22 protein-coding genes are annotated in these 25,645 nt (G+C 67.4%); 12 read left to right on the plus strand and 10 right to left on the minus strand.

The genetic code is table 11. The annotated features are described in order from the left end of the window. Window positions 1–168: 168 nt before the first annotated feature. From Q4A20_RS02465 to nadD, 4 genes are all read right to left on the minus strand, one after another. On the minus strand, window positions 169–783 hold the full coding sequence (locus tag Q4A20_RS02465; RefSeq protein WP_303119868.1) for a histidine phosphatase family protein: 615 nt from the start codon (window positions 781–783) through the stop codon (window positions 169–171). Between the two features lie 27 nt (window positions 784–810). Continuing rightward, complete coding sequence (gene rsfS, locus Q4A20_RS02470) at window positions 811–1,191, minus strand: ribosome silencing factor (RefSeq protein WP_303119871.1); 381 nt, start codon at window positions 1,189–1,191, stop codon at window positions 811–813. A 117-nt stretch (window positions 1,192–1,308) separates the two neighbouring features. After that, on the minus strand, window positions 1,309–2,787 hold the full coding sequence (locus Q4A20_RS02475) for a hypothetical protein (protein ID WP_303119874.1): 1,479 nt from the start codon (window positions 2,785–2,787) through the stop codon (window positions 1,309–1,311). Next, window positions 2,780–3,463 carry a nicotinate-nucleotide adenylyltransferase gene (gene nadD, locus Q4A20_RS02480; protein WP_303119878.1) on the minus strand — a complete coding sequence of 228 codons (684 nt, stop codon included), beginning with the start codon at window positions 3,461–3,463 and terminating at the stop codon, window positions 2,780–2,782. The genes Q4A20_RS02475 and nadD overlap by 8 nt, the downstream gene beginning before the upstream one ends. A 354-nt stretch (window positions 3,464–3,817) precedes the next feature. Between nadD and Q4A20_RS02485 the strand changes: the two genes are divergently transcribed. The 9 genes from Q4A20_RS02485 (at window position 3,818) to Q4A20_RS02525 (ending at window position 15,401) form a co-directional block, all read left to right on the plus strand. Continuing rightward, window positions 3,818–5,128 (plus strand): anaerobic C4-dicarboxylate transporter family protein, encoded by a 1,311-nt coding sequence (locus tag Q4A20_RS02485; RefSeq protein ID WP_303119881.1) that lies wholly within the window; start codon window positions 3,818–3,820, stop codon window positions 5,126–5,128. Window positions 5,129–5,515: 387 nt separating this feature from the next. After that, the gene (locus Q4A20_RS02490) at window positions 5,516–6,691 is read left to right on the plus strand and encodes a glycosyltransferase family protein (RefSeq protein ID WP_303119884.1); all 1,176 of its coding nucleotides are present in this window, start codon (window positions 5,516–5,518) and stop codon (window positions 6,689–6,691) included. Beyond that, window positions 6,688–7,905, plus strand: coding sequence for a glycosyltransferase (locus Q4A20_RS02495; protein WP_303119886.1), 1,218 nt, complete (start codon window positions 6,688–6,690; stop codon window positions 7,903–7,905). Before Q4A20_RS02490 ends, Q4A20_RS02495 begins: the two co-directional genes overlap by 4 nt. After that, window positions 7,905–9,026, plus strand: coding sequence for a glycosyltransferase family 4 protein (locus Q4A20_RS02500; RefSeq protein WP_303119889.1), 1,122 nt, complete (start codon window positions 7,905–7,907; stop codon window positions 9,024–9,026). Before Q4A20_RS02495 ends, Q4A20_RS02500 begins: the two co-directional genes overlap by 1 nt. After that, the gene (locus Q4A20_RS02505; protein WP_303119892.1) at window positions 9,019–10,899 is read left to right on the plus strand and encodes an ABC transporter ATP-binding protein; all 1,881 of its coding nucleotides are present in this window, start codon (window positions 9,019–9,021) and stop codon (window positions 10,897–10,899) included. The genes Q4A20_RS02500 and Q4A20_RS02505 overlap by 8 nt, the downstream gene beginning before the upstream one ends. Further along, the gene (locus tag Q4A20_RS02510) at window positions 10,886–12,088 is read left to right on the plus strand and encodes a phosphotransferase family protein (protein ID WP_303119894.1); all 1,203 of its coding nucleotides are present in this window, start codon (window positions 10,886–10,888) and stop codon (window positions 12,086–12,088) included. The genes Q4A20_RS02505 and Q4A20_RS02510 overlap by 14 nt, the downstream gene beginning before the upstream one ends. Next, window positions 12,085–13,176, plus strand: coding sequence for a serine kinase (locus Q4A20_RS02515; RefSeq protein ID WP_303119896.1), 1,092 nt, complete (start codon window positions 12,085–12,087; stop codon window positions 13,174–13,176). Before Q4A20_RS02510 ends, Q4A20_RS02515 begins: the two co-directional genes overlap by 4 nt. After that, window positions 13,177–14,742, plus strand: a complete 1,566-nt coding sequence (locus Q4A20_RS02520) for a cell wall metabolism sensor histidine kinase WalK (protein ID WP_303119898.1) — start codon at window positions 13,177–13,179, stop codon at window positions 14,740–14,742. After that, the gene (locus Q4A20_RS02525) at window positions 14,739–15,401 is read left to right on the plus strand and encodes a response regulator transcription factor (RefSeq protein WP_303119901.1); all 663 of its coding nucleotides are present in this window, start codon (window positions 14,739–14,741) and stop codon (window positions 15,399–15,401) included. The genes Q4A20_RS02520 and Q4A20_RS02525 overlap by 4 nt, the downstream gene beginning before the upstream one ends. Before the next feature lie 746 nt (window positions 15,402–16,147). Here the strand turns inward: Q4A20_RS02525 and Q4A20_RS02530 are convergent. Both Q4A20_RS02530 and Q4A20_RS02535 read right to left on the minus strand, forming a co-directional pair. Continuing rightward, window positions 16,148–16,606 (minus strand): hypothetical protein, encoded by a 459-nt coding sequence (locus Q4A20_RS02530; protein ID WP_303119903.1) that lies wholly within the window; start codon window positions 16,604–16,606, stop codon window positions 16,148–16,150. A 58-nt stretch (window positions 16,607–16,664) separates the two neighbouring features. After that, a complete protein-coding gene (locus tag Q4A20_RS02535; protein ID WP_303119906.1) occupies window positions 16,665–17,987 on the minus strand; it encodes a glutamate-5-semialdehyde dehydrogenase in 1,323 nt (440 codons plus the stop codon). Window positions 17,988–18,214: 227 nt separating this feature from the next. Between Q4A20_RS02535 and Q4A20_RS02540 the strand changes: the two genes are divergently transcribed. Together Q4A20_RS02540 and Q4A20_RS02545 are read left to right on the plus strand one after the other, a co-directional pair. Then, window positions 18,215–19,381, plus strand: coding sequence for an AAA family ATPase (locus tag Q4A20_RS02540; protein ID WP_303119908.1), 1,167 nt, complete (start codon window positions 18,215–18,217; stop codon window positions 19,379–19,381). Continuing rightward, window positions 19,381–19,992, plus strand: coding sequence for a hypothetical protein (locus tag Q4A20_RS02545; RefSeq protein ID WP_303119910.1), 612 nt, complete (start codon window positions 19,381–19,383; stop codon window positions 19,990–19,992). The genes Q4A20_RS02540 and Q4A20_RS02545 overlap by 1 nt, the downstream gene beginning before the upstream one ends. Window positions 19,993–20,275: 283 nt before the next feature. Here the strand turns inward: Q4A20_RS02545 and Q4A20_RS02550 are convergent, their stop codons facing one another. Beyond that, window positions 20,276–20,851 (minus strand): TetR/AcrR family transcriptional regulator, encoded by a 576-nt coding sequence (locus tag Q4A20_RS02550; RefSeq protein ID WP_303119912.1) that lies wholly within the window; start codon window positions 20,849–20,851, stop codon window positions 20,276–20,278. Window positions 20,852–20,983: 132 nt separating this feature from the next. Here Q4A20_RS02550 and Q4A20_RS02555 point away from each other — a divergent pair, with 132 nt between their 5' ends. Then, window positions 20,984–21,616: an HXXEE domain-containing protein gene (locus tag Q4A20_RS02555; protein ID WP_303119915.1), complete on the plus strand. Its 633-nt coding sequence runs from the start codon at window positions 20,984–20,986 to the stop codon at window positions 21,614–21,616. 855 nt (window positions 21,617–22,471) lie between these two features. Here Q4A20_RS02555 and proB read toward each other — a convergent pair. From proB to rpmA, 3 genes are all read right to left on the minus strand, one after another. Continuing rightward, entirely contained in the window at window positions 22,472–23,623 is a 1,152-nt protein-coding gene (gene proB / locus Q4A20_RS02560; RefSeq protein WP_303120023.1) for a glutamate 5-kinase, read from the minus strand. A 35-nt stretch (window positions 23,624–23,658) separates the two neighbouring features. Continuing rightward, window positions 23,659–25,230 carry a GTPase ObgE gene (obgE, locus tag Q4A20_RS02565; protein WP_303119917.1) on the minus strand — a complete coding sequence of 524 codons (1,572 nt, stop codon included), beginning with the start codon at window positions 25,228–25,230 and terminating at the stop codon, window positions 23,659–23,661. Between the two features lie 112 nt (window positions 25,231–25,342). Beyond that, entirely contained in the window at window positions 25,343–25,600 is a 258-nt protein-coding gene (rpmA, locus tag Q4A20_RS02570; protein WP_303119920.1) for a 50S ribosomal protein L27, read from the minus strand. Window positions 25,601–25,645 lie beyond the last annotated feature (45 nt).

Below are 25,645 nucleotides of genomic sequence, written 5' to 3' on the forward strand. Positions count from 1 at the left end.
AACCCCCGACCTCTTCCATGCCATGGAAGCGCGCTACCAACTGCGCCATAGCCCCTCGTGGGCGTCACCCCTGCGGGCAACGACCAAACTCTACGAAGTCAGCCGTGTCTCGGGCAAATCAAAACGACGTGCAGTGCCTCACCCGGAGCCCTCCCGTCGGGCACCCGCTCACGGAACGTTCCATTCGGTGAGCATCCAACCGGGTCCCCGCTCGCCCGGCATCAGCACCCCGTGGTGACAGTTGTCCAGACCGCGTATACCAAACCAGGCGGAAGGCTCCAGTCCCAACAGGTGCATCACGCCAAGCGTGATCGCAGAGCCATGGGAGACGACAACCACGGCCCCGTCCGCGGCAGACGGCACCGTTTCCTCCACCATGCGCCGAAGCGTACCGCCGACACGCAGCGAGGTCGCCCGCCGCGTCTCCACGCCGACGTCGGCCGGCTCCTCCCCTCGACGCCAAGCGGCATAGGCATCGGGCCAACCGCTCTCCATATCCTTTCGGGACAGCCCCTCCCACCTTCCGAAGGACCGCTCAAGCAGGCCCTCGTCAAGCTCTACGTCGACGCCGGTCAACTCGGCCAGTGCGCGCGCGGTCTCCCGGGCCCGCGACAGCGGCGAGGAGACGATCCGCACCGGCTCCAGGCGGGCGAGCCCCGAGGCGGCGGAGCGGGCCTGCTCGCGGCCTGCGGCGTTCAAGGGGATGTCGATGCGCCCCTGCACTCGCATCCCGGCGTTGTAGTCGGTCTGGCCATGCCGCCACAGGACCAGTCTGGAAGCCATTTCAGCGCCCCAGTTCCTCGGCCGGTCTCAACCCTGGGTGCCGACCGGCTCAATGGCGGGAAGCTCCACCAGCGGGCAGTCCTTCCAAAGGCGCTCGAGTCCGTAGTACTCCCGGTCCTCCGCCTGGAACACGTGCACCACCACGTCGCCGAAATCCAGAAGTACCCAGCGAGCCTCCTCAAGACCCTCCCGGGACCGTGCTTTGGCGCCCGCCTTGAACATCGCCTCCTCGACGGCCTCCACGACCGCGCGGGCTCGGCGCTCACTGGCAGCTGAGACGATCAGGAAGACGTCCGCGAAGGGCAGGCGCTCAGACACGTCGACCGCGATGGCGTTATCCGCCTGCTTCTCGATGGCAGCGCCAGCCGCGACAGCGGCCAAGTCGACGGCGTGTTCAGTAGCGGGCACAGCGCTCCTCCTGTTGGTGCATCGGCATCGACCAGCAACTCTACGTGCCGACCTGCGGCCCTGAACACACATGCGACCGAGTGTGGCCAAGCCTACGTAACCACCGGATCGGATGGACTAGACCCGCAACGGCGTCCAGTTGTCGAAGGCCTGCGGCAAGGAACCGATAATGCCGTTCTTCATCAAGAACCACACCACGGCGAGCACAACCAGCGCCAGGACAACGGCCAGCAGGATGATCAACAGAGTACGGCCCACGCGCGAACCACCCTTAGAGGCGGGAACCGTCTGGGCCGGCTCACTTCCTGCCGCATCCCGGTACGAACTCAGCGAGCCGGCAACGGCCCTCCCGGCTGAATCCTGGTCCGCCTGACCGGCCGTATCGGTCTCGGCGGAGTCCGCCCCGGTCAGAGCGCGCCACTGGGGATTGTCGATTCCGTCGTAGACCTCGGCATCCGCCTCCGTGGCCTCCGTGGCCTCGGCAGCGGTATCCGTCCGCTCGACCGCGTCCTCCGCCTCGGCATCGACCGTATCCGACTCCTCCACTTCGTCCGCGACCGACTGCGCCTGGGAGACCTGCAGCGTGGCATCCGGCTGGATCACGGGCTGAACAGAACTCAATTCACCGGTGTCGATGTCTACCGTGCGCACTCCCTGAGCGGCCGCGGGGATGCGCACGATCGGGCGGCGCGCCGGCGGCGTCGAAGCGGCCTGCTCCGGCTCCTGAGGCGAGTGGGCGGACACGGCCGCCTCCAAAGTGGAGGTCTCATCCATGTAGGTCTCACCACTGGCGGTGGGATCGGTGTGGGCGGAGGCGGTCTCCACATGCGACAGTCCGGAACGCTGTCCCACAGCGCCCTCGGCAGGAGACTGCACCTCCTCATCAGCGGCGAGCCGATCCCTGAGAGAACGACGCCTCGGGGCCGAACTCGGCGCTACCGGAGTCGAGTCCACAATCGGGGCATCCACGGCTTCCAGCACACCCGTGGGCAGACTGGAGATCTCCTCCTTCTGCGCATCAGTCAGCCCAGTACCCGCAGCCTGTGAAGAGGCGAATTCGGGCGCTGTCCCCGGGGAGGAAGCACCTGTACCAATGGGCACAGGCGCCGCGGCCGGTTCCGCCGGAACTTCATCAGCGGGCGCCGAGTCAGGAGAGTCAGCGGCCGGTTCCGCCGGAGCTTCATCAGCAGGCGCCGAGACCGGAGAGTCAGCAGCCGGTTCCGCCGGACTCGCGACGGTGGCCGGAGGCGCCGCCGTCGTCTGCTCGGTGGACACGCCGGACGACGGGGTCTCGGCGGCGTGATGACCGGTGGCCTCAGGCGCGGGCGCGTCGATGACGGGCTGGTCGGCAAGCGGATCCTGAAGGGCGCGGGCCTGCTCCGCGGTGATCTCCCCTGCCTCCAGCGCCCGCTGCAGCGCCTCGGCCTCCTCACGCAGACGCCGCATCTCCCTGCGGGTGAGCAGCGGTTGCTGCCCGGTCAGGATGGCTTCGCGCTCTGCGGCGCGCTCCGCCTCCCGCATGGCTCGACGGCTGCGGCGCGATCCGCCATCCGCCGAACCGGAGTCGGGCTGGTTTACGTCGGTGTTCTCACTCACCGTCGCTCTCCTTCCTCAGGGACTGCTCACGCGCGACATGCGCGGTCATCGACGTCGTCGACGCCGAACGCTCGGGCACGCGGTAAAGACCGTATTTACGGATGTACTGGACCACCCCGTCGGGGACGAGGTACCAGACGGGACCACCCCGGCCGACCCGGTCGCGGCAATCGGTGGAGGAGATCGCCATGGCAGGCACCTCCACCAGCGAGATCTTCTCCGCGGGCAGGCCCGTATCCGTGAGTACATGACCCGGACGGGTCACACCAACCATATGCGCCAAGGCCAGGATCTCCTGGTTGTCCTTCCAGGTGAGGATCTGAGCGAGCGCATCGGCACCCGTGATGAAGTACAGCTCAGCACCGGGATACTCCGCCATGATGTCATGGAGCGTATCAATCGTGAAGGTCGTGCCACCCCGATCGATATCCACCCGGGACACCGTGAAGCGCGGATTGGAGGCTGTCGCGATCACCGTCATGAGGTAGCGGTGCTCGGCCGGCGAGACCCGACGATCCTTCTTGAAGGGCTGCGCCCAGGTGGGTACGAAGATGACCTCGTCAAGCTTGAAGACGTGCTGCACCTCGGAGGCGGCCACGAGGTGGCCGTGGTGGATCGGATCAAAGGTGCCACCCATGATCCCGATGCGCAGGGGACGCGCACTGCTGTCGGTCACAGGCGCCCCTCCACGTTGTCGCTATCCACGCGCACTCCTCCGGTTCGTTCCGCGCGCCGCTTGCGCACGGGCGTGTCCATACTGCCACGCCCCAGCCGCCGAAACCGACTTTCACACGCTGCACAGCGAGGTCGAAGCGTCACCGACGATCAAAAGTCAGGTCATCCGGATACCCGAAAAACGCCCCGACAAAGGCAAATTATGGCTACGATCACAACAGACTGTCGTCTTCCTTCCTACCCGAGAGACGTCCTGTCCGCAGTCCCTACCCCGGCCGGCGGGCCACAGGTCAGGAACAGCCCGGGGATACGGGTCGACGGTAGCGCCGGCCTCCATCCCGAAAGGAGATCGACGATGATCTGGTTCCACCTGGCCGTCGTCTTGCTGTTCATAATCATCGGTGCCCGCATGGGAGGTGTCGGTATCGGCCTCGCCGGCGGCGCCGGCATCCTGGTGCTGGTACTGACTGGCGTACACACCTCCGCCGAAGCCGCACCCTGGGAGGTCATCGGCATCATCATGTCGGTGATCTGCACGGTGGCGGCTCTGCAACTCGCCGGAGCCATGGACCACCTGGTCCACCTGACCGAGGTGCTACTACGCCGCCACCCCAAGCAGATCGTGTTCCTCGCGCCGATCGTCACCTATCTGATGTCGCTGCTGTGCGGCACCGGACACACCGCCTACTCCGTCATCCCCGTCATCGTGGACGTCGCCAAGGGGCACGGCATCCGCCCCTCGCGTCCACTGTCCATCGCCGTGGTGTCCTCACAGGTCGGTGTGGCCGCCTCCCCCATCTCCGCGGCCATGGTGGCCCTGGTCGTCGCCGTGGAACCGCTGAGCATCGGCTATCTGCAGTGCCTGGCCATTGTCATCCCCACCACCTTCATCGGCTGCATGGTCGGCGCCGCAGTCGCCTACTTCCAGGGCTCCGAACTCAAGGACGACCCGGTATACATCGAGCGTAAGGCCAAGGGCCTGGTCAAGCCCTCCGCCGCTACCGCCGCCGACTACCAGGCGGCTCCCAGCGCCGTGCCGAGCCTCATCATCTTCCTGATCGCCCTCATCCTGGTGGTCACCTATGCCACCGTGTCCTCCCCCGAGCTGAAGATCATGTCCGACCCGCCGATGGGATCGACCCCGGCGATCATGACCATCATGCTGGCCACGGCGGCCGTGATCTGCGCCGTGGCGAAAAAGCCGACCTCGCAGATCGCCGTCCAGGACACCTTCCGCGCCGGCATGACCGCCGCCGTATGCATCCTCGGCCTGGCCTGGCTCGGCAACGCCTTCGTCGACCACTACGAGGAGACCATCTCCAGCGCCCTGTCCGGCCCGTTCCAGGCCGCGCCCTGGCTGGTGGCGGTCTTCTTCTACTTCGCCGCACCGCTGATGTTCTCCCACGCCGCCACCACGCGCGCATTCATGCCGCTCATGGTGGCCCTGGGCCTACCGGGCACCGCGCTGGTTGCCTCCTACCCGGCCGTGGCGAACTACTACCTGCTGCCCAACTACCCCACCACAGTTGCGGCCATGGAGATGGACGACACCGGCTCCACCCGGGTGGGCAAGATGGTGCTCAACCACCCCTTCGTGGTGCCCGGCACCGTCGCCATCATCGTGTGCGTGGCACTGGGATTCCTCATTGCCCCGTTCATCATCTGACCACCGCAGGCGGCTCTCCGCCCGGCCCGCACCGGGCGGAGAGCAGTCACCGGTGGGAATCCGGGAGGGCGTCTGAGCATGGACTCGGGCGCCCTCCCGCGTCTTAGAAAACTCTCATCGTCGTCTCATCGCCACCTTTCAGCCATGCAGGAGTCTGATAGGGAAGTCGCCACCCGGCGACCGGAAAGAAGACGCCTCATGATTCGCTTACATCCCTTGTCACAGACCCTGGACCTGCCACGCCCCGGATCCGAACCGGCCCCGACAGATCTAGGACTGGGTCCCGCACCGACGCCGCTCCCTACGGCGCCCGCCCTGGCGCCGGCCTCGACGTCGGCCCCCACACAGGCTCTGGCGCGGCCCGCCTCCCCGCGTTCTCTACGAGTCGTGTTCTACAGCCATGATTCCCAGGGGCTCGGACACCTGCGGCGCAATCTGGCGCTCGCGCACCGAATCGCCGCTGAACTACCCGCGCTGACAGGCGCTTCGGTCACCGGTCTTTTGGTAGCCGGTGTATCCCCCTCACCCGGATTCTCCCTGCCCGCGGGCTTCGACTGGCTGGTGCTGCCGGGCTTCACCAAGGCACCCGGCGGTTACCGACCCCGCGGCCTGCGCGGCACCCCCAACTCACTGGCGACACTGCGCTCCGGGCTGGTCGCCTCCGCACTGCAGCGCTTCGCGCCCCACCTGGTGATCGTCGACCGCCATATCTACGGCGTACGCAAGGAACTGCGGGCCCCGCTGCGGCACCTGCGTGCGGTCTACCCCAACACTCGTATCGTCCTCGGGCTGCGTGAAGTGCTGGACGCGCCGGAGGTGGCCACCGCCGAATGGAACAACCTGGACACCCCGAACAATCTGCGCAACATCATTGACGAGGTCTGGGTCTACGGTGACCCCGCCGTCCACGATCCAGTCGCCACCGGCGAGGTACCCGCGTCGCTGCGCGACCGCGCCGTGTTCACCGGCTACCTGGCCAATGGCCGCAGCATGCTGGACCGCGGCCGCTGCGAGATTGCCGAACCGTTCGTCCTTACCACCGCCGGCGGCGGCTCCGACGGCTTCGAACTCCTGCGCAGCGCCTCCCGCATGACTCCGCCCCCCGGCCACAAGCACGTACTGGTAACCGGACCGCAACTGGACGAGACCGGCTACGACGCGGTAGTGGCGGCAGCCGGACCGAACACCGAGGTGCACCGCTCGCTGCCCGGGCTGAGCCGGTGGATCGAACGGGCCTCGGCAGTGGTGGCCATGGGCGGCTACAACACCGCCTGCGAGATCCTGGCCACCCCCACTCCCGCCCTGATCGTCCCCCGTGAGCAGCCGCGCCGCGAACAACTCATCCGGGCCCGGGCCCTTCAAGCCGTCGGCGCCGTCGACTACGTGCGGGCCGACGAGCTCACGCCCGGAATCCTGTCCGACTGGACCGCTCACGCGGTGGGCCGGCGCATGCCCCGCACCGGGCTGAACACCGACGGCCTGCCCGAGGCCGCCCGCCAGGCCGCCGCCCTGCTACACGACCAACTCGATTCAGTACCTGCCCTCAAGGAGATGGCCTCATGACTCGCATCGGCTACATTCTCAAGGTCTACCCCCGCTTCTCGGAGACCTTCGTGGTCACCGAGATGCTCGCCCGCGAGGCGCTGGGCGACGACCTGACCATCTACGCTCTGCGCCCCACCACCGACTCCCGCTTCCACCCGGAGATCGCCCGCATCAGGGCGCAGGTGAACTGGGTGCCGCGGCCGCGCCGCGCCATCGACATGTGGGGGCTGCTGGCCGGTTCCCTCAAGGAGCCGGACATGCGTGCCAATCTGGCGGAGATCCTGCCCGCCGTGGCCGATCTGCCCGGCGATGAGGTCGCCCAGGGGGCGGCTCTGGCATACAGCGCCCGTGAAGCGGGCATAACCCACTTGCACGCCCACTTCGCCTCCCTGGCGGGCCGCACCGCCTGGATCGCCTCCCGCCTGAGTGGCATCCCCTACACCGTCACCACCCACGCCAAGGACATCTACCACGAGTCCGTCGACCAGCTGTGGCTGCGCCGCATCTGCGCCGACGCCGACCGCGTGATAGCCATCAGCCGCTACAACGAACGCAACCTGCACTCGCTGTTGGCCGGTACCGGCGCACGCGTCGAATTGCGCTACAACGCCCTCGAACTCGACCGCTTCCCGTTCCGTCCACCCGCACCGGCCACCGGCCCCCTGCACATTGCGGCCGTGGGTCGCCTGGTGGTCAAGAAGGGATTCGACGACCTGATCGACGCCGTCGGCATTCTGACCGAGGCCGGGGTGCCGGTCGTGTTGGACATCGCCGGTGAGGGCGAGGAGCGCGACAACCTGGCCGGGCGCATCACCGCCCTGGGCCTGGGTGACCGCGTCAACCTGCTGGGCCCGCTCACACAGGAGGAGGTCCGCGCGCTGCTGGGCCACGCCCAGGTGTTCGCCGCCCCCTGCAAGCCCGCTGAGGACGGCAATATCGACGGCCTGCCCACCGTGGTCCTGGAGTCCATGGCCTGCGGCACCCCCGTGATCGCCACCGAGGTATCCGGGCTGCCGGAGGTGGTTCGCGACGGCGATACCGGAATCCTACTGCCGCACAGCGACCCGCAGGCACTTGCCCGCGCCCTGCGGGAGCTGGCGGAGGGAACCGTCGACCCGGCGCCGTTGGCCCGTAACGCCCGCGCCCTGATCGAGCGGGACTTCGACTCCCGCACCCAGGCGGCGGCCCTGTCCGCCTGGCAGTCCGACCCCGAGCTTGAGGAGGTTCGCTGATGCGTATCGCCTACATCTGCGCCGATCCGGGTGTGCCGGTCTTCGGCTCCAAAGGCGCATCCGTTCACGTTCAAGAGGTGGTGCGTGCACTGCGCCACGCCGGCCACGAGGTGACCGTATACGCCGTGCGTCGCGGCAGCCTGGTGCCACCGGATCTGACCGACCTGCCCGTCAGCATCGTCCGGGTCGAGGCTACCGACACCGCCTCCCGCGAGCGCGCCCAGGCGGAGGCCGCCGCCGCCCTGGCGGCCTTGGTGGCAGAGGCCGGCGCCGACCTGATCTACGAGCGCTACTCGCTGTTCTCGACCGCCCTGGCCACCCTGGCCGAAGCCGGCATCCCCGGGGTGTTGGAGGTCAACTCCCCACTGATCGACGAGCAGCGCCGCCACCGCAGCCTTGTCGATGAGGCGCGGGCACTGGCGGCTCTGCGTGCCCAGGTGCGGGCTGCCCGCACCACCGTGTGCGTGTCCGAGCCGGTGCGCCGCTGGGTGTGCAGTCACGTCGAAGCGCCCCGCGCCGTCACCATCCCCAACGGCGTCAACCTCCACCGCCTCACCCCCTTCCCGGAGGATCCCGACGGCGTCATCGTCACCTTCGTGGGCACGCTCAAGCCCTGGCACGGCGTGGCGGATCTGCTGCAGGCCGCCGCCCTGGCCCGGGAGAACTGGAGCCTGCGCATCATTGGGGACGGACCGGAGCGGGACGCTCTGCACCGCCAGGCCGATGAACTCGGCCTGAACGTGGACTTCCGCGGAGCACTGGCCCCGCAGGAGGTGCCGGGAGCGCTGGCGGGAAGCGCCATCGGCGTGGCCCCTTACCCGGACCTTGGCGGAGAGGAGGAGCAGTACTTCTCACCGTTGAAGGTGCTGGAGTATCTGGCGGCCGGACTACCGGTGGTTGCCTCCGCCGTCGGCCAATTGCCCCGGCTGCTCGACGGTATCGGGGTGCTGGTGCCCCCATCCGACCCGGCCGCCCTGGCCAGCGCCCTGGACGCCCTCTCTGTAACTCCGCAGCTGCGCGCCCGCCGCGGCGCGCTGGGGCGCCGCCGGGCGGAGAAGCATCACGGGTGGGACGCCGTCGTCGCCCAGATCCTCAACCAGGCGGAGGTGCAGCATGTCTGAGCCCCGGATGAGTCGTTCCGCGCTGAGTCGCACCCTGCGGCTGGTCGCCCCCGACCTGCGCCCGCAGGCCAAGCTGGTTGCCGGAGGCACGTTCGCCCTGCTGGCCGAGGTGGTCTTCCGAGTCGTCGAACCGTGGCCCATGAAGATCGTCATCGACTCGGTGCTGTCATCCCTGGGCGCCAACACCGGTTATGCGCCCGCCAGTCTGATGCGACTGCTCGGGCTGGGGGCGGCGCTCGTCGTGATCGTCGCCATGCGAGCGCTGTGCAACTACCTGGCCACTGTCTCCTTCGCCCTGGCGGGCTCCCGCACCGCCATCTCACTGCGCCGCCGCGCCTTCCACCATGTGCAGACGCTCTCCCAGCAGTTCCACTCCCACAACCGCAGTGCCGACACGGTGCAGCGGCTCGTCTCGGACGTCGCCCGCATGCAGGACGTCGCGGTGACCGCCGGGCTCCCGCTGGCGGCCAACGTGCTCACCCTGACGGTCATGCTCGGGGTGATGGTTTGGCTGGACCCGTTGTTGTCACTGGTGGTGGTCGCGGCGATCGTGCTGTTCTTCCTGACCTCCTCGGGAAGTTCCAAGCAGATCACCTCCGCCGCGCGCCGCACCCGCAAGTCCGAGGGGAAACTGGCCAACACGGCCCAGGAGGCACTCAGCACCATCAAGGTGGTGCAGGCATACGGGCTGGAGCCGATCGTCGAAGACCGCTTCGTCAACGCCAACCAGACCTCGCTGCACGCCGGTGTGCGCTCCCTGCGCCTGGCGGCGCGGCTGGAACGCACCACGGACGTGATCGTAGGCCTGGCCTCGGCGGTAGTGCTGGTGGGCGGGGGCCTGCGGGTACTGGCCGGCGGGATGACGCCCGGCGACCTGGTCCTGTTCAACACCTACCTGCGCACCACCATGAAGCCGCTGCGCGACATGGCCAAGTACACCGGCCGCATCGCCCGGGCGGCCGCCTCCGGGGAGCGGGTGGCCAACCTCATGGATGTGCGCCCCGACATCGTCTCCCCCGTCGATCCCGTACCACTCGGGCACGTGCGCGGCTCCTTGACCTTCGAGAATGTGGTCACCGAATACGATGGCCACGAGATCCTGCACGGCGTGAATCTGCAGATCAGGGCCGGTGAGCATGTGGCCATCATCGGCCCCTCCGGATCGGGCAAATCCACCCTGACCTCGCTGTTGGTGCGCGCAATCGACCCGGTTGACGGCAGAGTGTGTCTGGACGGCAACAACCTCACCAGCCTGGATCTGACCGAACTGCGCTCGCATATATCAGTTCTGCACCAGGAGGCGGTCCTGTTCGCCGCATCAGTGCGTGACAACATCCGTATGGGCCGGCCCGAGGCGACCGACGCCGAGGTGGAGGCCGCCGCGCTGGCAGCCGGAGCGCACGAGTTCATCTCCGCCCTTCCTGACGGCTACGACACGATCGTCGGTGAACGCGGCGGCACGCTCTCCGGCGGCCAGCGCCAACGCGTGGCCATCGTGCGGGCGCTGCTGCGCGATGCGCCCGTCGTCATCCTGGACGAGGCGACCACCGGATTGGACCCGACATCATCGAACCTGGTCCTGGACGCCGTCGAACGGCTCTCGCGCGGCCGCACCCTGCTGGCGGTCACCCACGACTCCGAAGTCGCCCTGCGCTCAGACCGGGTGGTATGGATCGAGGACGGCCGTGTCCAACTGGACGGGTCCCCACAGCAGCTGCTTGAGGAGTCACCCCTGTTCCAGACCTGGGCCGCCGCCGGCGCCGCCCAGCGCAAGCTAATGACCACCACCAAGCGGGAACCCGCCCCGGAGAACAACCACCGGGCCGGCAACAACCCCGATGACACGAACAGGAATACTCATGTACGTCACTAGCACACGCAGCGCCGTCGATGCGATTCTCGCACCCGACCGGCTAAGTGAGCTCGTGGAGGCGCCGGTACGGGCGGCACGGCTGCGCATCAAACCGGGAGTGTCGATAACGGTATCCCTGCTTCGGGCCGACACCGGACGCAGCGCCGGCTGGGCCAGGCTGCTGTGGCCGGTCAGCCGCAAGAAAGCCGCCAAGGCCGCCCGCCGAGCCGCAGCTCTGGGACTACGCACCCACGAAAGGGACACCAGCGATGGCCTGCTGGTCCAGACCGGCGAGGTGGCCACCGATCCGACACTCATCAAGCGCATCGCCAGCGCCCGCGACGCCGATCTCCTGGGAGCCCTGGAGGGGAATCTGCTGCGGTACAACCCGCTGCGCCGCCTGGTGGCCCGCACCTCCGAAGGTGTGGTGCGCGTCACCACGGCCGACCAGCAGAGGATCCTAGCCCTGCAGGACTTCGCCTCCGGGTACGTGCCAGTGCCGCCGCAACTGGAAGTCCCGGATGCGGCGGACACCGAGCACGTCAGCATCCAGCGTTTCGTCGGCGACAGCGACCTGAACCGCCACCACGATCCGACAGCCACCGCCCGCGCCGGCGCCGCCCTGGCGGCCCTGCACGCCGCCGCCGCTGAACTGCCCCGCAGACTGCGTGAGAACCTGGAGCACACCGTGTCGGGCGGAGAGAACCCGGCCTTGGCTCACACCCGCATACTCAACCACCTGGACCCGATGCTCGCCGCTCGGGTTTTCCGGCTCGGTGAACTCATGCCGCTTGCGACTGAAGGAGAACCGGTACTCATCCACGGGGATGCCTCCCCCGACCAGGTACTGGTCGACCGGCGTACCGGCGAGATCTGGTGGACCGACTTCGACCGGGCCCGGCTGGCGCCCAGCGCCGTCGATCTGGGCTCCTACCTGGCCGCGTCCGGCCCTGACGCCGCCCCCGCCCTGTTGGAGGGCTACGCCGGGGCCGGCGGCCGGGTTCCGACCGACCAGCAGCTGCGGCAGGCGGTCGCCCGGTCCCGGCTGGAACGTCTCCAGGAGCCGCTGCGTCACGGCGATCCCCATTGGCGTCGTCGAATTGCCGCCGACATCGACCTTATCGAGGCCCTGCTGGACGCGCCGTCCGGGCGTGTCAGACTGCAGTCCATAGGAAGCTGCGGCTGCTTACAGTCACGGGAGGCGTCATGAACAACAACGATGCACAACACCCCCGCACCACGACACCTCCCGAGAGCCCGACGCCCGCGGTGGCCGCCCTCCAGGAGGCGACCGGGTGGGTACGCGCCTGGCCGGACAAGGACCGGGGCCTGGTCTTCGAGCGCAGGGACTCCTCCGGGCAGCTGCGGGCCGGGAGGATCGACGCCGCCGGAGAAGTACAGATACTCGCCTACGCCCAGGATCCGGCTCTGCCCGAACTATCCCCGCGATTGGTGAGCCCACAGGCGGAGGGGGAGCTGGTGGTCCACCGGGCAGGACGCAGAGCCGTCGTCATCGGAACGGACCGAGTGCACAAACTGGTACGTGCCGGCCGAGCCGCGAAACTGGCCGACCTGCGGGTGTCGCACCCGTTCCTGCGGGCGGGCCTGCGCACCGCCGAGGTTCTGGACCGCTCCTCCGCAAGAGTGGATCTGGAGCTGCTGCCCGGCCAGTCCCTGCATGATCTGGGGGATGCGGGACTACCCGGCTGGGAACGGTTCGCGCAGTTGTGGCCCGGAGTCGTCCGACCCGAATCGCTGCCGGAGCACACCGGAGCCGATGAGGCGGCGGTGCTGCTGCGCTGGCACCGCCGAGCGCTTGACCTGGGCATGAGCGACGTACTCGGAACGCCGGAGGGACTCGGCACGGCCGTAGACGTGGTTGCCGGTCTGCTGCGGGAACCTGGCGACCCACTGGCCGCGGCGCACCGGGACCTGCACGACGGCCAACTGCTGTGGGACGGTGCGACCCTGTCACTGCTTGACCTGGACACCGCCGCGCTGGCCGAACCAGCACTCGACCTGGGTAACCTGGCCGCCCACGTGGACCTCATGCACACCCAGGGGCGGCTCGCTTCGACGGCACACACGCACATCGCTCAGCTCCTGGACGAGTTGAGCCAGGAACTCGCGTCTGAGCACCGCCTGTCGGTCTACTACCTGGCGTCCCGGCTGCGACTCAGCTTCGTGCACGCCTTCCGCCCCGGCGCACCGGCATGGCTGCCCGACTGGACCCGCGAGTCCATGCAGCTGGCGGCCGCACCCGGGCGGGCCTGGCAATCACGCACCTTGGGAGAATAAATGTATGCGTCATCCCCCGGCACCGGACGCGCCCCCGGCGCGGAACGCGAGTGGGACCCGAACCGGGAGCAAGAACAAGGCCGCGACGGGCACAATGGCCGCGTGAAGGTCACCAACCCGTTCTCCCGGGCGACCATCCGCACCCGGATCATCTGGACGATCATCCTGGTCGCCTTGGTAGCTCTGGCGACCTCCGGCGCCGCCGTATGGATGCTGGACCTGCGCTCCACCCACGCCGACATCGACGATCGGCTCGTGCTCACCCGTCAGGAATTGCGGCGCCTGGCGGATGTCGGCATCGATCCGGCCACCGGGGAGCCGTTGACCGACCCGGCCCAGACGCTGCGCGTGTACATGGAGCGTTCCGTCCTGGGATCCGGGGAGGGGCAGCTCGGCATCGTCGACGGCGCCGTGCAGTGGGTGTCGGCCGAAGGAATCGGCCTGCATCCGGAGAACGATCCCCAACTGGTGGAGCGGCTGCTGGCCACGGCGGATGCGCGCATCTCCACAATCATCACTATTGACACCAACCGCGGCCGCTACCGGGTGCTGACCGTGCCGGTTACGGACGGGACCACGACGACGGCCCTGGCGCAGGTGGTCGATCTGGACGCCGCCGAGGCCGTCGTGTGGCGCACCATGCGCATGTACGCATCTGCTGCCACTGTGACCGTGATGCTGGTGGCGGCACTGGCGTGGCTCGGCATCGGACGGCTGCTGCGCCCCATCTGGGAGCTGCGCAACGCCACCGAGTCCATTGATGAGCGCGACCTGACCACCCGGGTGCGGGTCCGCGGCCGCGACGACCTGTCCGCGCTGGCGGCAGCGGTCAATCGCATGTTGGACCGGGTGCAGCGGGCGGTGGAGGCCCAGCGAGAACTGCTCGACGACGTCGGGCACGAGCTGCGCACCCCGATCACGGTGGTGCGCGGGCACCTGGAGCTCGTAGATCCCGACGACCCCGACGACGTGCGGCAGACCTCCGAACTGGCCCTGGATGAGCTGGACCGGATGAGCACACTCGTGGGCGATCTGCTGGATCTTGCCCGCAGCTCTCAGAGCGACTTCGTCACCCCCGAGCCCACTGACATCGAAGCGCTGACCTTGCAGGTGTTCGACAAGGCCTGTGCCCTGGGGGACCGGGACTGGCAGTTGGGAAGCTGCGCCAACGGGACGACCGCACTCGATCCGGCGCGCATCACCCAGGCCTGGCTGCAGCTCGCCGCGAACGCCGTGAAGTACTCCGATGCGGACTCCCGGGTTGCGCTCGGCTCCGAGATCAACGGGGCCGAACTGTTCCTCTGGGTCGAGGACGAGGGCATCGGCATCGCGCCGGAGGATGTGGAACGCATCCGGCTCAGATTCGCCCGTACTGCTGAGGCCACTCGCCACGCCGCCGGAGCCGGCCTCGGCCTGAGTATCGTGGAGACTATCACTGAGGCACACAGTGGCCGACTCGCAATATCCTCCGAGGTTGGTAGAGGATCGGTGTTCACGCTGTGCATCCCCCTGAAGACCGTTGACCAGACACGGTCGGTGCAGCAGAAGGAATCGGACGAACAATGACCACCGTACTCATAGTGGAAGATGAGCAGCGCATCACCTCATTCCTGACCAAAGGGCTCAAGGCCGCCGGTTTCGTGCCCAAGGTCGTCGACAACGGCGCGGATGCCGTAGAGATGGCCCTGCTCGGAGATGCCGACATCATCCTGCTGGATGTGGGTCTGCCGGACATTGACGGCTTCGAAGTACTCGAGCGGCTGCGCGGGCAGGGAGTGACCACGCCGGTCATCATGCTCACCGCCCGTTCCTCGGTGGCCGATCGGGTGGCCGGGCTCGAGGGCGGCGCCGACGACTACCTGCCCAAGCCCTTCTCCTTCGACGAACTCGTCGCCCGGATACGATTGCGGCTGCGCAACCAGGATGCGGCTCCGACCGAGCCGGGCATTGTGGAGCACAAGGGGCTCGCACTGGACATCCACACGCGCCGAGTACGCGTGGACGGGCGGTGGGTGGACCTGTCGGCCCGGGAGTTCGCGCTCGCCGAGATGTTCATTCGGCATCCCAGGCAGGTGCTCAGCCGCGAGCAACTGCTGGCGAATGTGTGGGGACTGGATTTCGACCCCGGCTCGAACGTGGTGGACGTGTACGTCTCCTACCTGCGAAGCAAGTTCGGCAAGGACCGGCTGGAAACCGTCCGCGGCGTCGGCTACCGGCTCATCTAAGTCCCGCACTGCCCCGCGTCGACCGACGACGAGTGGGCGCCCCCGGCCTTCTGGATACGGGGCTCTTCCGGTTTGGGGGTGTGGTGTGGTTGTGGCGGGGCTGCGGCAGAAGTGTCGCCGATGCCCTGAGACATGACACGGGCCGGGGCGTCTGCTTGGCCGGTTGGACGTTAACAACGCCACTTAACGTTCTGCTGCATACCTGCGGGCCCTTCAGCAGACGGTTAACCGGCGCTGTTAACCCCGAAGTGGCGTAGCAGACCGCCAAGTGGCGTGGCAGATGGACCCACTCCCAGGCGCCGGGGATGCCGGCAGCCAAGTGCAGCCAAGTCCGGCACGGTTGAACCAGCGCGATTCATCGCATCCTTCACCTCGCAACACTCCGGCCACCACACTCACCAACACCAAGAGCCGGTCTGGGCGGGTCGGTGGGGTTGTTCGACGACGCCGGTTAGCCGCCGCCGACGCGGCCCGACGAGTCCTTGCCCGCCCGAGAACGTCCTGTCCTGGTCGAACACGACCTCATGAGCCCGAAACCCTACCGAACGTGGAGGGTTTGGGGCGCACAAGGACGTTCTCGGCAAACCAGCACCCACCGAACACGACCCCGCCGGACCGACATCGACCTCATCCGCCCCCGAACACAACCCCCACACCGCAGCCCGGGCCTAAGCCACCACGTCGCAATCACCACACCCACAAACCGGAAGAGCGGGATACAGGGGCGCCCACTCGTCGTCTACCGGTCAGTTGTCGTCATCGTCATCGTCATCGTCGTCCCTGTCATCGTCCTTGTCGTCATAATCGTCGTCGTAGTCGACCCCGGTGCCGCCACTGTTAGTGGTGCCAGCACCGTTATTGCTCGTGTTGCCGCCGTAACCCGACCCGTAGCCGCCCTGAGGCGATACATCCTGCGGCGGTGCTTGCTGCACCACCTCGGGTACTGAGACGGCAGCTTCACCGGTGGTGGCACCGCCATTGGATTGCGGCGCGGGCGAGGCGGAGGGTGACGCGGAGGGCGTCATCAGGGGCCCTGCGCTGCGGCCGGCCTGCACAGTCGCGGTTGCAGCCGAAGTCATGGCAATGCCGGGTTCGTCATCGAGGCCGTCGGGACGGCGCAGAATCAGGATCGCGACGCAAACGAGCAGGACGGTGGCCGCAGCCGCGACTAGTACTGCCAGCGGTCTGCCTCGGTCAGGGTTCATGGCTATACCTCCTGGTGGGTTACCCCGGCGCCGGAGAGCGCCGGGACGGGCCTCCGAGTCAGGGGCGTATGTGCCCCTCCCCCTCGACGACCCACTTGGTAGTGGTCAGCGCCGCCAGCCCCATGGGGCCGCGGGCGTGCAGCTTCTGGGTGGAGATACCGAGCTCGGCACCCAGCCCCAACTGCCCGCCGTCAGTGAAGCGGGTGGATGCGTTGACCATGACGGCGGCGGAGTCGACCCGGCCGACGAACTGGTTCATGGCTTTCACGTCCTGCGTCAGGATCGCCTCGGTGTGTCCGGTTGAGTATGCGGCGATATGAGCAATGGCGTCGTCGATGGCGTCGACCACGCGCACGGCCAGGTCCAGGCTACCGTATTCCGTCTCCCAATCCGCCTCGGTGGCGTCTACGAGTAGGTCGCCGTACCCCCGTGCGGCAGCATGCTCCTCCAGCTGGGCGTGCGCGGAGGTGTCGGCATGCAGGGTCACGCCGCACTCCCACAACGCGTCCGCAGCAGCGGGCAGATAGGTGGAGGCGACCGCGCGGTGTACGAGCAGCGTCTCGGCGGCATTGCACACCCCCACCCGCTGAGTCTTGGCGTTGACGATGATGTCGACGGCTCCGGTCAGGTCGGCAGCAGCGTCAACGTATACGTGGCAGTTGCCCGAGCCGGTCTCGATCACGGGCACGCTCGACTCCTCGACGACCGCACGGATCAGGCCCGCACCACCACGGGGCACGAGCACATCGATCAGGCCACGTGCCTGCATGAGGGCAGTGGCGCCTGCGCGGCCCGCCGGATCGACGGTCGTCACCAGATCGGGGGGCAGGCCCGCTTCCTCCAGGGCGTCGCGCAGCACGGTGATAATGGCCGCATTGGTGTCTGCGGCCGCACTGCCCCCGCGCAGAACTACCGCGTTCCCGGACTTGAGGGTCAGGGCGGCAACATCCACGGTGACGTTGGGACGGGCCTCGTAGATCATGCCGACCACGCCCAGAGGGACGCGCACGCGCCGTACCCGCAGACCATTGGGCAGGGTTTGACCGTCTACCACCTCACCAACCGGGTCGGGCAGGGCGGCGATCTCACGCAGGGCGTCGGCAATGGCGGCGATGCGCTCGGCGTTCAGGGCGAGGCGGTCCACGAGCCCGGGCTTCATACCGACCTCCCGGGCGCGCGCCAGATCCCGGGCATTAGCGGCGAGAACCGGCTCGCTGCGGGCGACTAGCGCGTCCGCCATGGCCAGCAGCGCAGCATCCTTGCGCTCACGATTGACACCCGCCAGAACACGCTGAGCCCGACGGGCGGCGCCGGCAGTGGCGGCGACCAGGGCTTCGGCATCGTTAACGGAGACGGCGGCATCTGGTTGGGAGGTCGTCATAATACCGACTCTAGTCGCCCTCGGGCCGGGCCGGTAGGTGTGCGCCTCCCACCATCCGCCGATACCGCCGAGGGCCCCTGGATGTGCAACGGAACAACGACACGTGGGCTGCCCTCGGCCCGACCAGAACCCACCACCGGCCACACACCCAAACGCGAAGAGCCCCCAACCGAATGGATTCGATCATCTACGATTAGGTGACTGGCAGCATCGGACGGTGGTAGCTCATGAGAATCACTCACCTCGCGGCGAGTAACTGGAGGAACTTCAAGACCGTCGAGTTCGACATCGGCGATCGCCTGTTCGTAGTGGGGCCGAACGCGTCAGGCAAGTCCAACCTGCTGGACATCTTCCGTTTCCTGTCCGACGTCGCCAGTCCGGGCGGCGGGCTGGCAGCAGCCATCGAGCGCCGCGGCGGACTGAGCAAGGTTCGGAGCCTGTACGCCCGCAACCATGCCAAAGGGCGACTCATTGTCAACGTCACCCTGCAAGACAAGGACACGACCTGGAAGTACCGACTGGCGGTACGCGGCGAAGCGGGCGGGCACAACCGGCCGATAGTGGATGACGAGCGGGTCGAGAAGGACGGCAAATGCATCCTGTCTCGCCCGGACGTTCAGGATCGTAAAGATCCCGAACGGCTCACGCAGACACACCTGGAGCAGATCTCCGCGAATCATGCCTTCCGCGGCATCGCCACCCACCTACAGCGGGTCCAGTACTTCCATCTGGTTCCACAGATCATTCGAGATCCGGCCCGGTTGGCGCCTACGCAGAACGACCCATACGGCTCGGACTTCATCGCACAGATGAATGGAACACCGGCGATCACCCGCAGCGCATGGCTGCGACGCATGCAGGAGGCACTACGCGCCGCGGTTCCGGGATTCGAGTCCCTGACCATCGAGACCGACGCAGCGGGGAAGCCGCATCTGATCGCCGGTTACAGGAACTGGCGCTCGACGCCGTCGCGGCAGAACGAGGCCGACTTCTCCGACGGTACGCTCCGCCTCATCGGCCTGCTGTGGTCCATTGTCAAGGCCCCGGCCAATCCGGGGGTACTTCTGCTGGAGGAGCCCGAGCTGTCCTTGAACAGCGCCATCGTAAGACTGCTGCCCACGTTGCTCGCTCAAGTACGGCGTTCCTCGGATTTGCAGATCCTGCTGTCCACCCACGCGCCCGAACTCCTCAACGATGAGGGGATAAGCCCGGACGAGGTGCTGGTTCTGACCGTAACGCGGGACGGATCGCAGGCCACCCTGCTGTCCTCACTTCCAGATGCGCTGGCCAACCTCGACTTGGGACTGACCAAGTCCGAGGTCATTGATGGGCTCATCGCGCCTGACGATCTTGGGGGGCTGCTCAAGGCCGCCAAAACCACCAGGAACCGCTGATGACCACCACTGCGCCGGTATCGGTAGCTGTCGAGGGTGAATCCGACGTCGGCATGGCTAACGCCCTGCTTGCCCACGTGGGGCTGTCACGTGCCCGCTGCCTGGTCAAACGAGGGGCGGCGAACCTGGACAAGTTGATCCCCGGATTGGCACGAACCACCATCCACAATCCGTGGATCGTCTTTCGCGACTCCGATGGCAAATGTCCTGTCCATCTGCGCGAGCAACTGGTGGGGTCCAGGAGCCACGGCGACGGTTTCGAACTCCGCCTCGCCTGTACCATGACAGAGGCCTGGCTCCTGGCGGATGTGCGGGGGTTCTCCGCATATTTCAAGGTTCCCATGATCAGGCTGCCGCAGGCACCGGACGACCTTCCGCACGCCAAGCGGGAACTGCTGGTGTTGTGCCAACGGCACTCGCCCCGTTCCATCCGGGGCGATATGGTCCGTCCCGACGGCACTACTGGCCCCCTGTACGTCCAACGGATAAACGAGTTCGCGAGTAGGCATTGGGACGTGAAACAGGCTTGCGTCCGCAGCCCCAGCCTGGCCCGTTCGGTCACCCGGCTGGCAGCCTTGCGGAACGAACTCCTGGCGAGGTCTCCACGCTGACAGCCCACAAGGTCCCCAAACCGCCCCGGTGCGGATGCAACGCCATGGCCAGCAGCGCAGCATCCTTGCGCTCACGATTGACCCCCGCCAGTACGCGCTGAGCCCGACGGGCGGAGCCGGCAGTGGCGGCGACCAGGGCTTCGGCATCGTTAACGAAGACGGCGGCATCTAGCTGGGATGTCGCCATGGCACCGCACAACGAACTCGCCGCCCATCTCAACTCCGGTCCTACCCGAACCAGAGGCAGCACGGTTGAGAGGACTTCCTACTCCTGCAGCGACCATCACAGCTGCACTGAAGAGTGCGGTAGCGTCTCGATGAGCCTGGCCAGATCATGCAGCGTCCTGAAGAAAGTGGGGCTGGGCTCGGCTCTGCCTGCGTCGATCATCTCAACCTCGGCGACAACGATGGCGGCCAGGAACACGGCGACCTGTTCAGGGTCCCGAATTCCGAGTTCGGGGCGCTGATCAATGTAGGCCACGAACTTGCGCTGAAGGAAGCGCGTGAGTTCTTTTCTCGAGTCCAGCTCGGGCGTGCGGATGGAACTCAGACGACCGAAAACAGCGACCATCTGCATGAGGGCCGCCACCAGGCGCCCAACTTCCGCCTCACCGGCCTCTATGGCGGCCTCACTTTCGTCTACCACAGCCCCGTATGCCTCGAACTGCCGTTGCAGCAGCCTCTCCGCCAGATCGAATTTGTCGCGGTAGTGATAGTAGAACGTACCCTTCGATATACGACACTCGCGAATGATCTCGGTCACAGTCATCTGCGAGAAGTCCTTCCCCTCCAGAAGTCGCATGAACGTATTCTCAATGTTCTCGCGCGTCTTCACCACGCGCAGATCTTCCTCGTTCACGGCGCTCCCAGCTAGACAGTTCTAGACCGACAGTTCAATATTGTACCATCTGATCATTCTGTCCATTGAGGTGCGTCGCTGGGCGCCGTATAACGGCACCAACGGACAAATCCTCAAGTGGAAGGTGACGCCATGGGCAAGGCGATCGTGAACTACTGGCACTACGTATCAGTGTTCCTGGCGGGAGGTGTGGCACTCGCAGCCATCCTCCTGCCGGGCGACTTGCTGTTGAAACTGCAGCTGGCGTCGGCGATGGTGCTGCTTTTGCATTTTTTTGAGGAGTTTGGATTCCCCGGCGGCTTTCCCCTGATGGGCATTAAGGTGCTCATGGGCAGTGAGGAGATGGACTCATCCAAATGGGATTGCAACAACCTCAGCTCTATGTACGGCAACTGGGGCTTCCTGCTACTAGTCTATATTACGCCAATAATCCTCCCCGGCCCGCGTCCGCTCGTACTGGCGGCCATGCTCTTCAACATTGCCGAGATCATCATGCACCTCGTGGTGTTCAATGTAAGACTGCGCACTGTCTATAACCCCGGCATAGTTACGGCGGTGCTGGGCCTTACCCCAATCACGATCATCTACTTCACACGGATCTTCGACCCGACGTTGTTCGAGTGCTACGACTGGGCGATCGCCGTCGCCTGGCTCGTAGCCGCGTTCTGGTTGTGCTTCCGCTCGCCGATCTACTGGGGCCTGGGGCGAAAACTGGGCTTCGCGCTGACTGATCAGAGCGCCTACGGCATCGCGGCAGTGAAGTAAAGGGGCTCTACGTGCTTGGGGTGTGGCTGGTGGTGCATTCTGGACGCCCCGAGGTTGTTCTGCTTGGCGCGAAGCCCTGCCGACTGTGGAGGGTTTGGGGAGTGTGAAGTTGTGTTCGGCGGGCCAGCCATACCGCGGGCGGCCTGCGCATCGCCGTTGAGGTCCGTGGGTCGGCGCCGTCTTTAGGTGTGAATTGCTGGTTAACGGGCTCTTCCGGATTGAGGGTGTGCCGGTGTTGGGCGGTGTCTACCTGGTGGGTTGGGTGCTGGTGGGTGGTGTGCACCCGGGCGGCCTTCCCGGGGGCGCAAGTGTCCAAATCGATGACAAACGCCCCGTCAGCGTCCCGGAACCGGTTCGTGAATCGTTGGAATAGCAACGTTTCGCGCCGCACGGACAGCGGCTTGAGCGGCGTTTGTCATCAATTTGGACACTTCGGGCCACCACCCACACCACTTCGCGTCAACGACAGGCCACCCAGACAAGCCCCCATCCCGAGATCACCCCTCCAACGCCCGCCGTCACACCCCAAATCGGAAGAGCCGGTTAACGACCTTGGGGTGTGGTTTACGACCCCGGGGTGGTCGTGAGTCGTACCCCGAGGTCGTGAATCGACATCGCGGCCCTCTTGCCAGGCCTCACCAGGTGCGGGCCGGTCTGGCTGCCGAGTGAGTCCCGGACGCGTGCCGGTCCAGATGGTGAATGCGCCCCCGGGATGGGTGCCGGCGCGCAGACCATGGCGCGGCGGCGTCCCGGGGCGACGACGTCGGCGTTCGCAGGCCGCTCACCGATCTGGCACCGACGTATCGAGCATGGCCTACTGGTGGCCTCAGTGCGACGGCCGACCAAACCGGAAGATCATGCGCCGGCAGTGCGGGGCAGCTCGGCCAGGTCGTCGCGGTGCACCACCGGGGCCACGTGGTCGCCCGGGGCAGGCGCACGGCGTCTCCGGGCGTCGAGCACCTCCTCAATCTCGGCGGCCGCATAGCGGCAGATACCGCGTGCCAGTACCCGCTGCGGCCCCACGATCTCCACTACGGCACCGGACTCGAAGTCCCCGTCCACCCCGACTACGCCGGGCAGCAGCAGAGACTTCTTGCCCACGGTGACGGCCCGGGCCGCCCCGGCGTCCACGAGCAGGCGCCCCTCGGGCATCGAGGCGTGCGCCATCCACAGGCGCCGACTGGGGCGGTGCGGCCCGGTGGGGGCGAACCACGTCCCCAGGTCGGTCGGGATGGATCGTCCCCCGAGCAGCCGGGGCGCGTCGTCGGCATTGGCGATGATCGTGGCAGTGCCGGAGGCGCAGGAGATGGTGGCCGCCTGCACCTTGGTGGCCATGCCGCCGGTCCCCAGGGCGCCGGCATCACCATCCACCCGCACCCCCGCCAACTCACCACTGCCGCCCACATAGCGCACGGGGCGGGCGCCGGGGGTACCCGGACGGGCGGTCCACATGCCGTCCACATCCGTGAACAGGATCAGCACGTCGGCGGTCACCAAGTGCGACACCAGGGCCGCCAGATGATCGTTGTCCCCCAGGTTGAACTCGGCGGTGGCCACCGCGTCGTTCTCGTTGACCACCGGCACCGCCCCCATGGAAAGCAGGGCGTCGAAGGTAGCGCGCACAGTCCGGTAGTGGCTGCGCACCGCCACGTCCTGCGCTGTCAGCAGCACCTGCGCCGTCACCACCCCGTAGGCGCTCAGCGCCGTCTGCCAGCGGGAGACCAGGTGCCCCTGACCCACGGATGCCGCCGCCTGCAGTAGGCGCAACTCGCCGGGTCGAGACTCCAGTCCGAGCGGGACCAGGCCGGCCGCCACCGCCCCGGAGGAGACCAGGACCACGTCGTGCCCCCGCCGCCGCATGCCGGCCAGCAGGCCGGCCAGAATGTCGATGCGATTCAGGTCCAGTCCACCGTCGGGGCGGGTCAGCGAGGAGGAGCCGACCTTGAGGACGACGCGTGCACCTTCAGGCAGCGCCACCGGCCGCGTCTCGGCCCCGACCTCAGGCATACGGGTGGTGTCCGTGGGGCTCAGGCGGCCGGCTTTCACGACTCCTCCTCCCACACGCCGTCGGAGGCGTCTGTCCACAGGCCCTCGGCGGCCTCGTCGCGCAGCTGCCGGCGGGCCGCCTCCTTGGCATCCATCCAGTCGTGATATTGCGCGCGCCGCTCGGCGTTGGTACGACGATGACGATCCTCCAGACGGGCGTCGGTACCACGCGCGCCGAGCAGCTCGGCACCGGTGGTCATGGCCGGCTCCCAGGTGAAGATGATGCCGCCCTCGACGGCGCCGATCAGGACGGTATCGCCTGCGTGGGCACCGGCTCGGGCCAGTTCATCCTCGACCCCGCCGGCGGCCAGCCGGTCGGCCAAGTAGCCAACGGCCTCATCGTTGGAGAAGTCGGTCTGTCGCACCCACCGCTCGGGCTTGTCTCCGCGTACCTGGTAAACCGTACCCTCGGCCGGATGTTGGATGACCTCCACGGTGACGTCCGCCCGCCCACCCCGGCGGCCTACGGGCTCCGGGCGGATCACGGGACGGGCCTGCCCGGCCGCGGCGGGTGCCTGCGCACGGGCCCGTGCAACCAGTTCAGCCAAGGCGAAGGACAGGCCGTTCAGACCCTCATGAGAGACCGCGGACACCGTGAACGTGGGCAGACCGCGCACCTTAAGGTCCGCCTCAACCAGTTCGGCCAGCTCGGCGGCCTCGGGAACATCGACCTTGCCCAGCACCGCCACGCGCGGACGCTCCATCAGCGGGGGCAGCCCGGTAAGTGCCGGATCCGCCTCGTCCGCTCCAAGCCGCTCGGCATAGTCGGCCAGCTCCGCCTCAATGGTGTCGAAGTCACTGACCGGGTCGCGCCCCGGTTCCAGCGTGGCGCAGTCCAGCACGTGCACCACCACCGCGCAACGCTCGATATGGCGCAGGAACTCCAGCCCCAGCCCCCGGCCCTGACTGGCCCCCGGGATCAGTCCGGGCACGTCCGCCATGGTGTAGCGGACCTCGCCGGCCTCCACCACACCCAGATTCGGGGTGAGCGTGGTGAAGGGGTAGTCCGCGATCTTGGGGCGGGCAGCACTCATGGCGGCAATCAGGGATGACTTGCCGGCGCTGGGATAGCCGACCAGAGCCACGTCGGCGATTGTCTTCAGTTCCAGGGTGACATCACCCGCCTGCCCGGGCTCGCCCAGCAGGTGGAAGCCGGGGGCCTTGCGCTTGGGGGAGGCCAGGGAGAAGTTGCCGCGGCCGCCGCTTCCGCCCGCAGCGACGACGACGCGCTCGCCGGCTTGGGTCAGGTCCGCCAGGACGGCTCCGTCTGGGTCCTTGACGACGGTGCCCAGCGGCACCGGCAGCACCAGGTCCTCGCCATCGGCTCCACGACGCCAACCGCCCTGACCGGGGGTGCCGGAGGCGGCCCTGCGGTGGGGTGAGCGATGGTAGCTCAGCAGGGTGGTCACCCGCGGATCGGCTGCCAGGACGACGTCGCCGCCGTGGCCGCCGTCGCCGCCGGCGGCGCCGGCCAGCGGCGGGTACTTCTCCCGGTGGATCGAGGTGCAGCCGTGGCCGCCGTCGCCGCCGGCGACATGCAGTACTACGCGATCGATGAAGCTGGGCATGGGCGTCTCCTCGGGCTGGGTGGGACGTTGTCCCCGGGGCCGGCACGGCGCGAGGGCGGACGGCCGAAGCCGCCCGCCCTCGCGGATGCCGTCATGGTGTTTGGAGGCTGCGTCAGCCTTCGGAGGCGACGACGTTGACGACCCTGCGGTCGCGACGAGTACCGAAGTCCACATTGCCGGCGGTCAGGGCGAACAGGGTGTCGTCCTTGCCGCGACCGACGTTGTTACCGGGGTGGAAGTGGGTGCCGCGCTGGCGGACGATGATCTCGCCGGCCTTTACGAACTGGCCGCCGAAGCGCTTGACGCCGAGGCGCTGGGCGTTGGAGTCGCGGCCGTTGCGGGAGGAACCAAGACCCTTCTTGTGTGCCATGTCGGGGCTTCTTTCTGTTTCGCTGGTGCCTTTGGGATACTGCGG

It is taken from the genome of Actinomyces sp. (genome assembly GCF_030530635.1).
Lineage (GTDB): Bacteria > Actinomycetota > Actinomycetes > Actinomycetales > Actinomycetaceae > Actinomyces.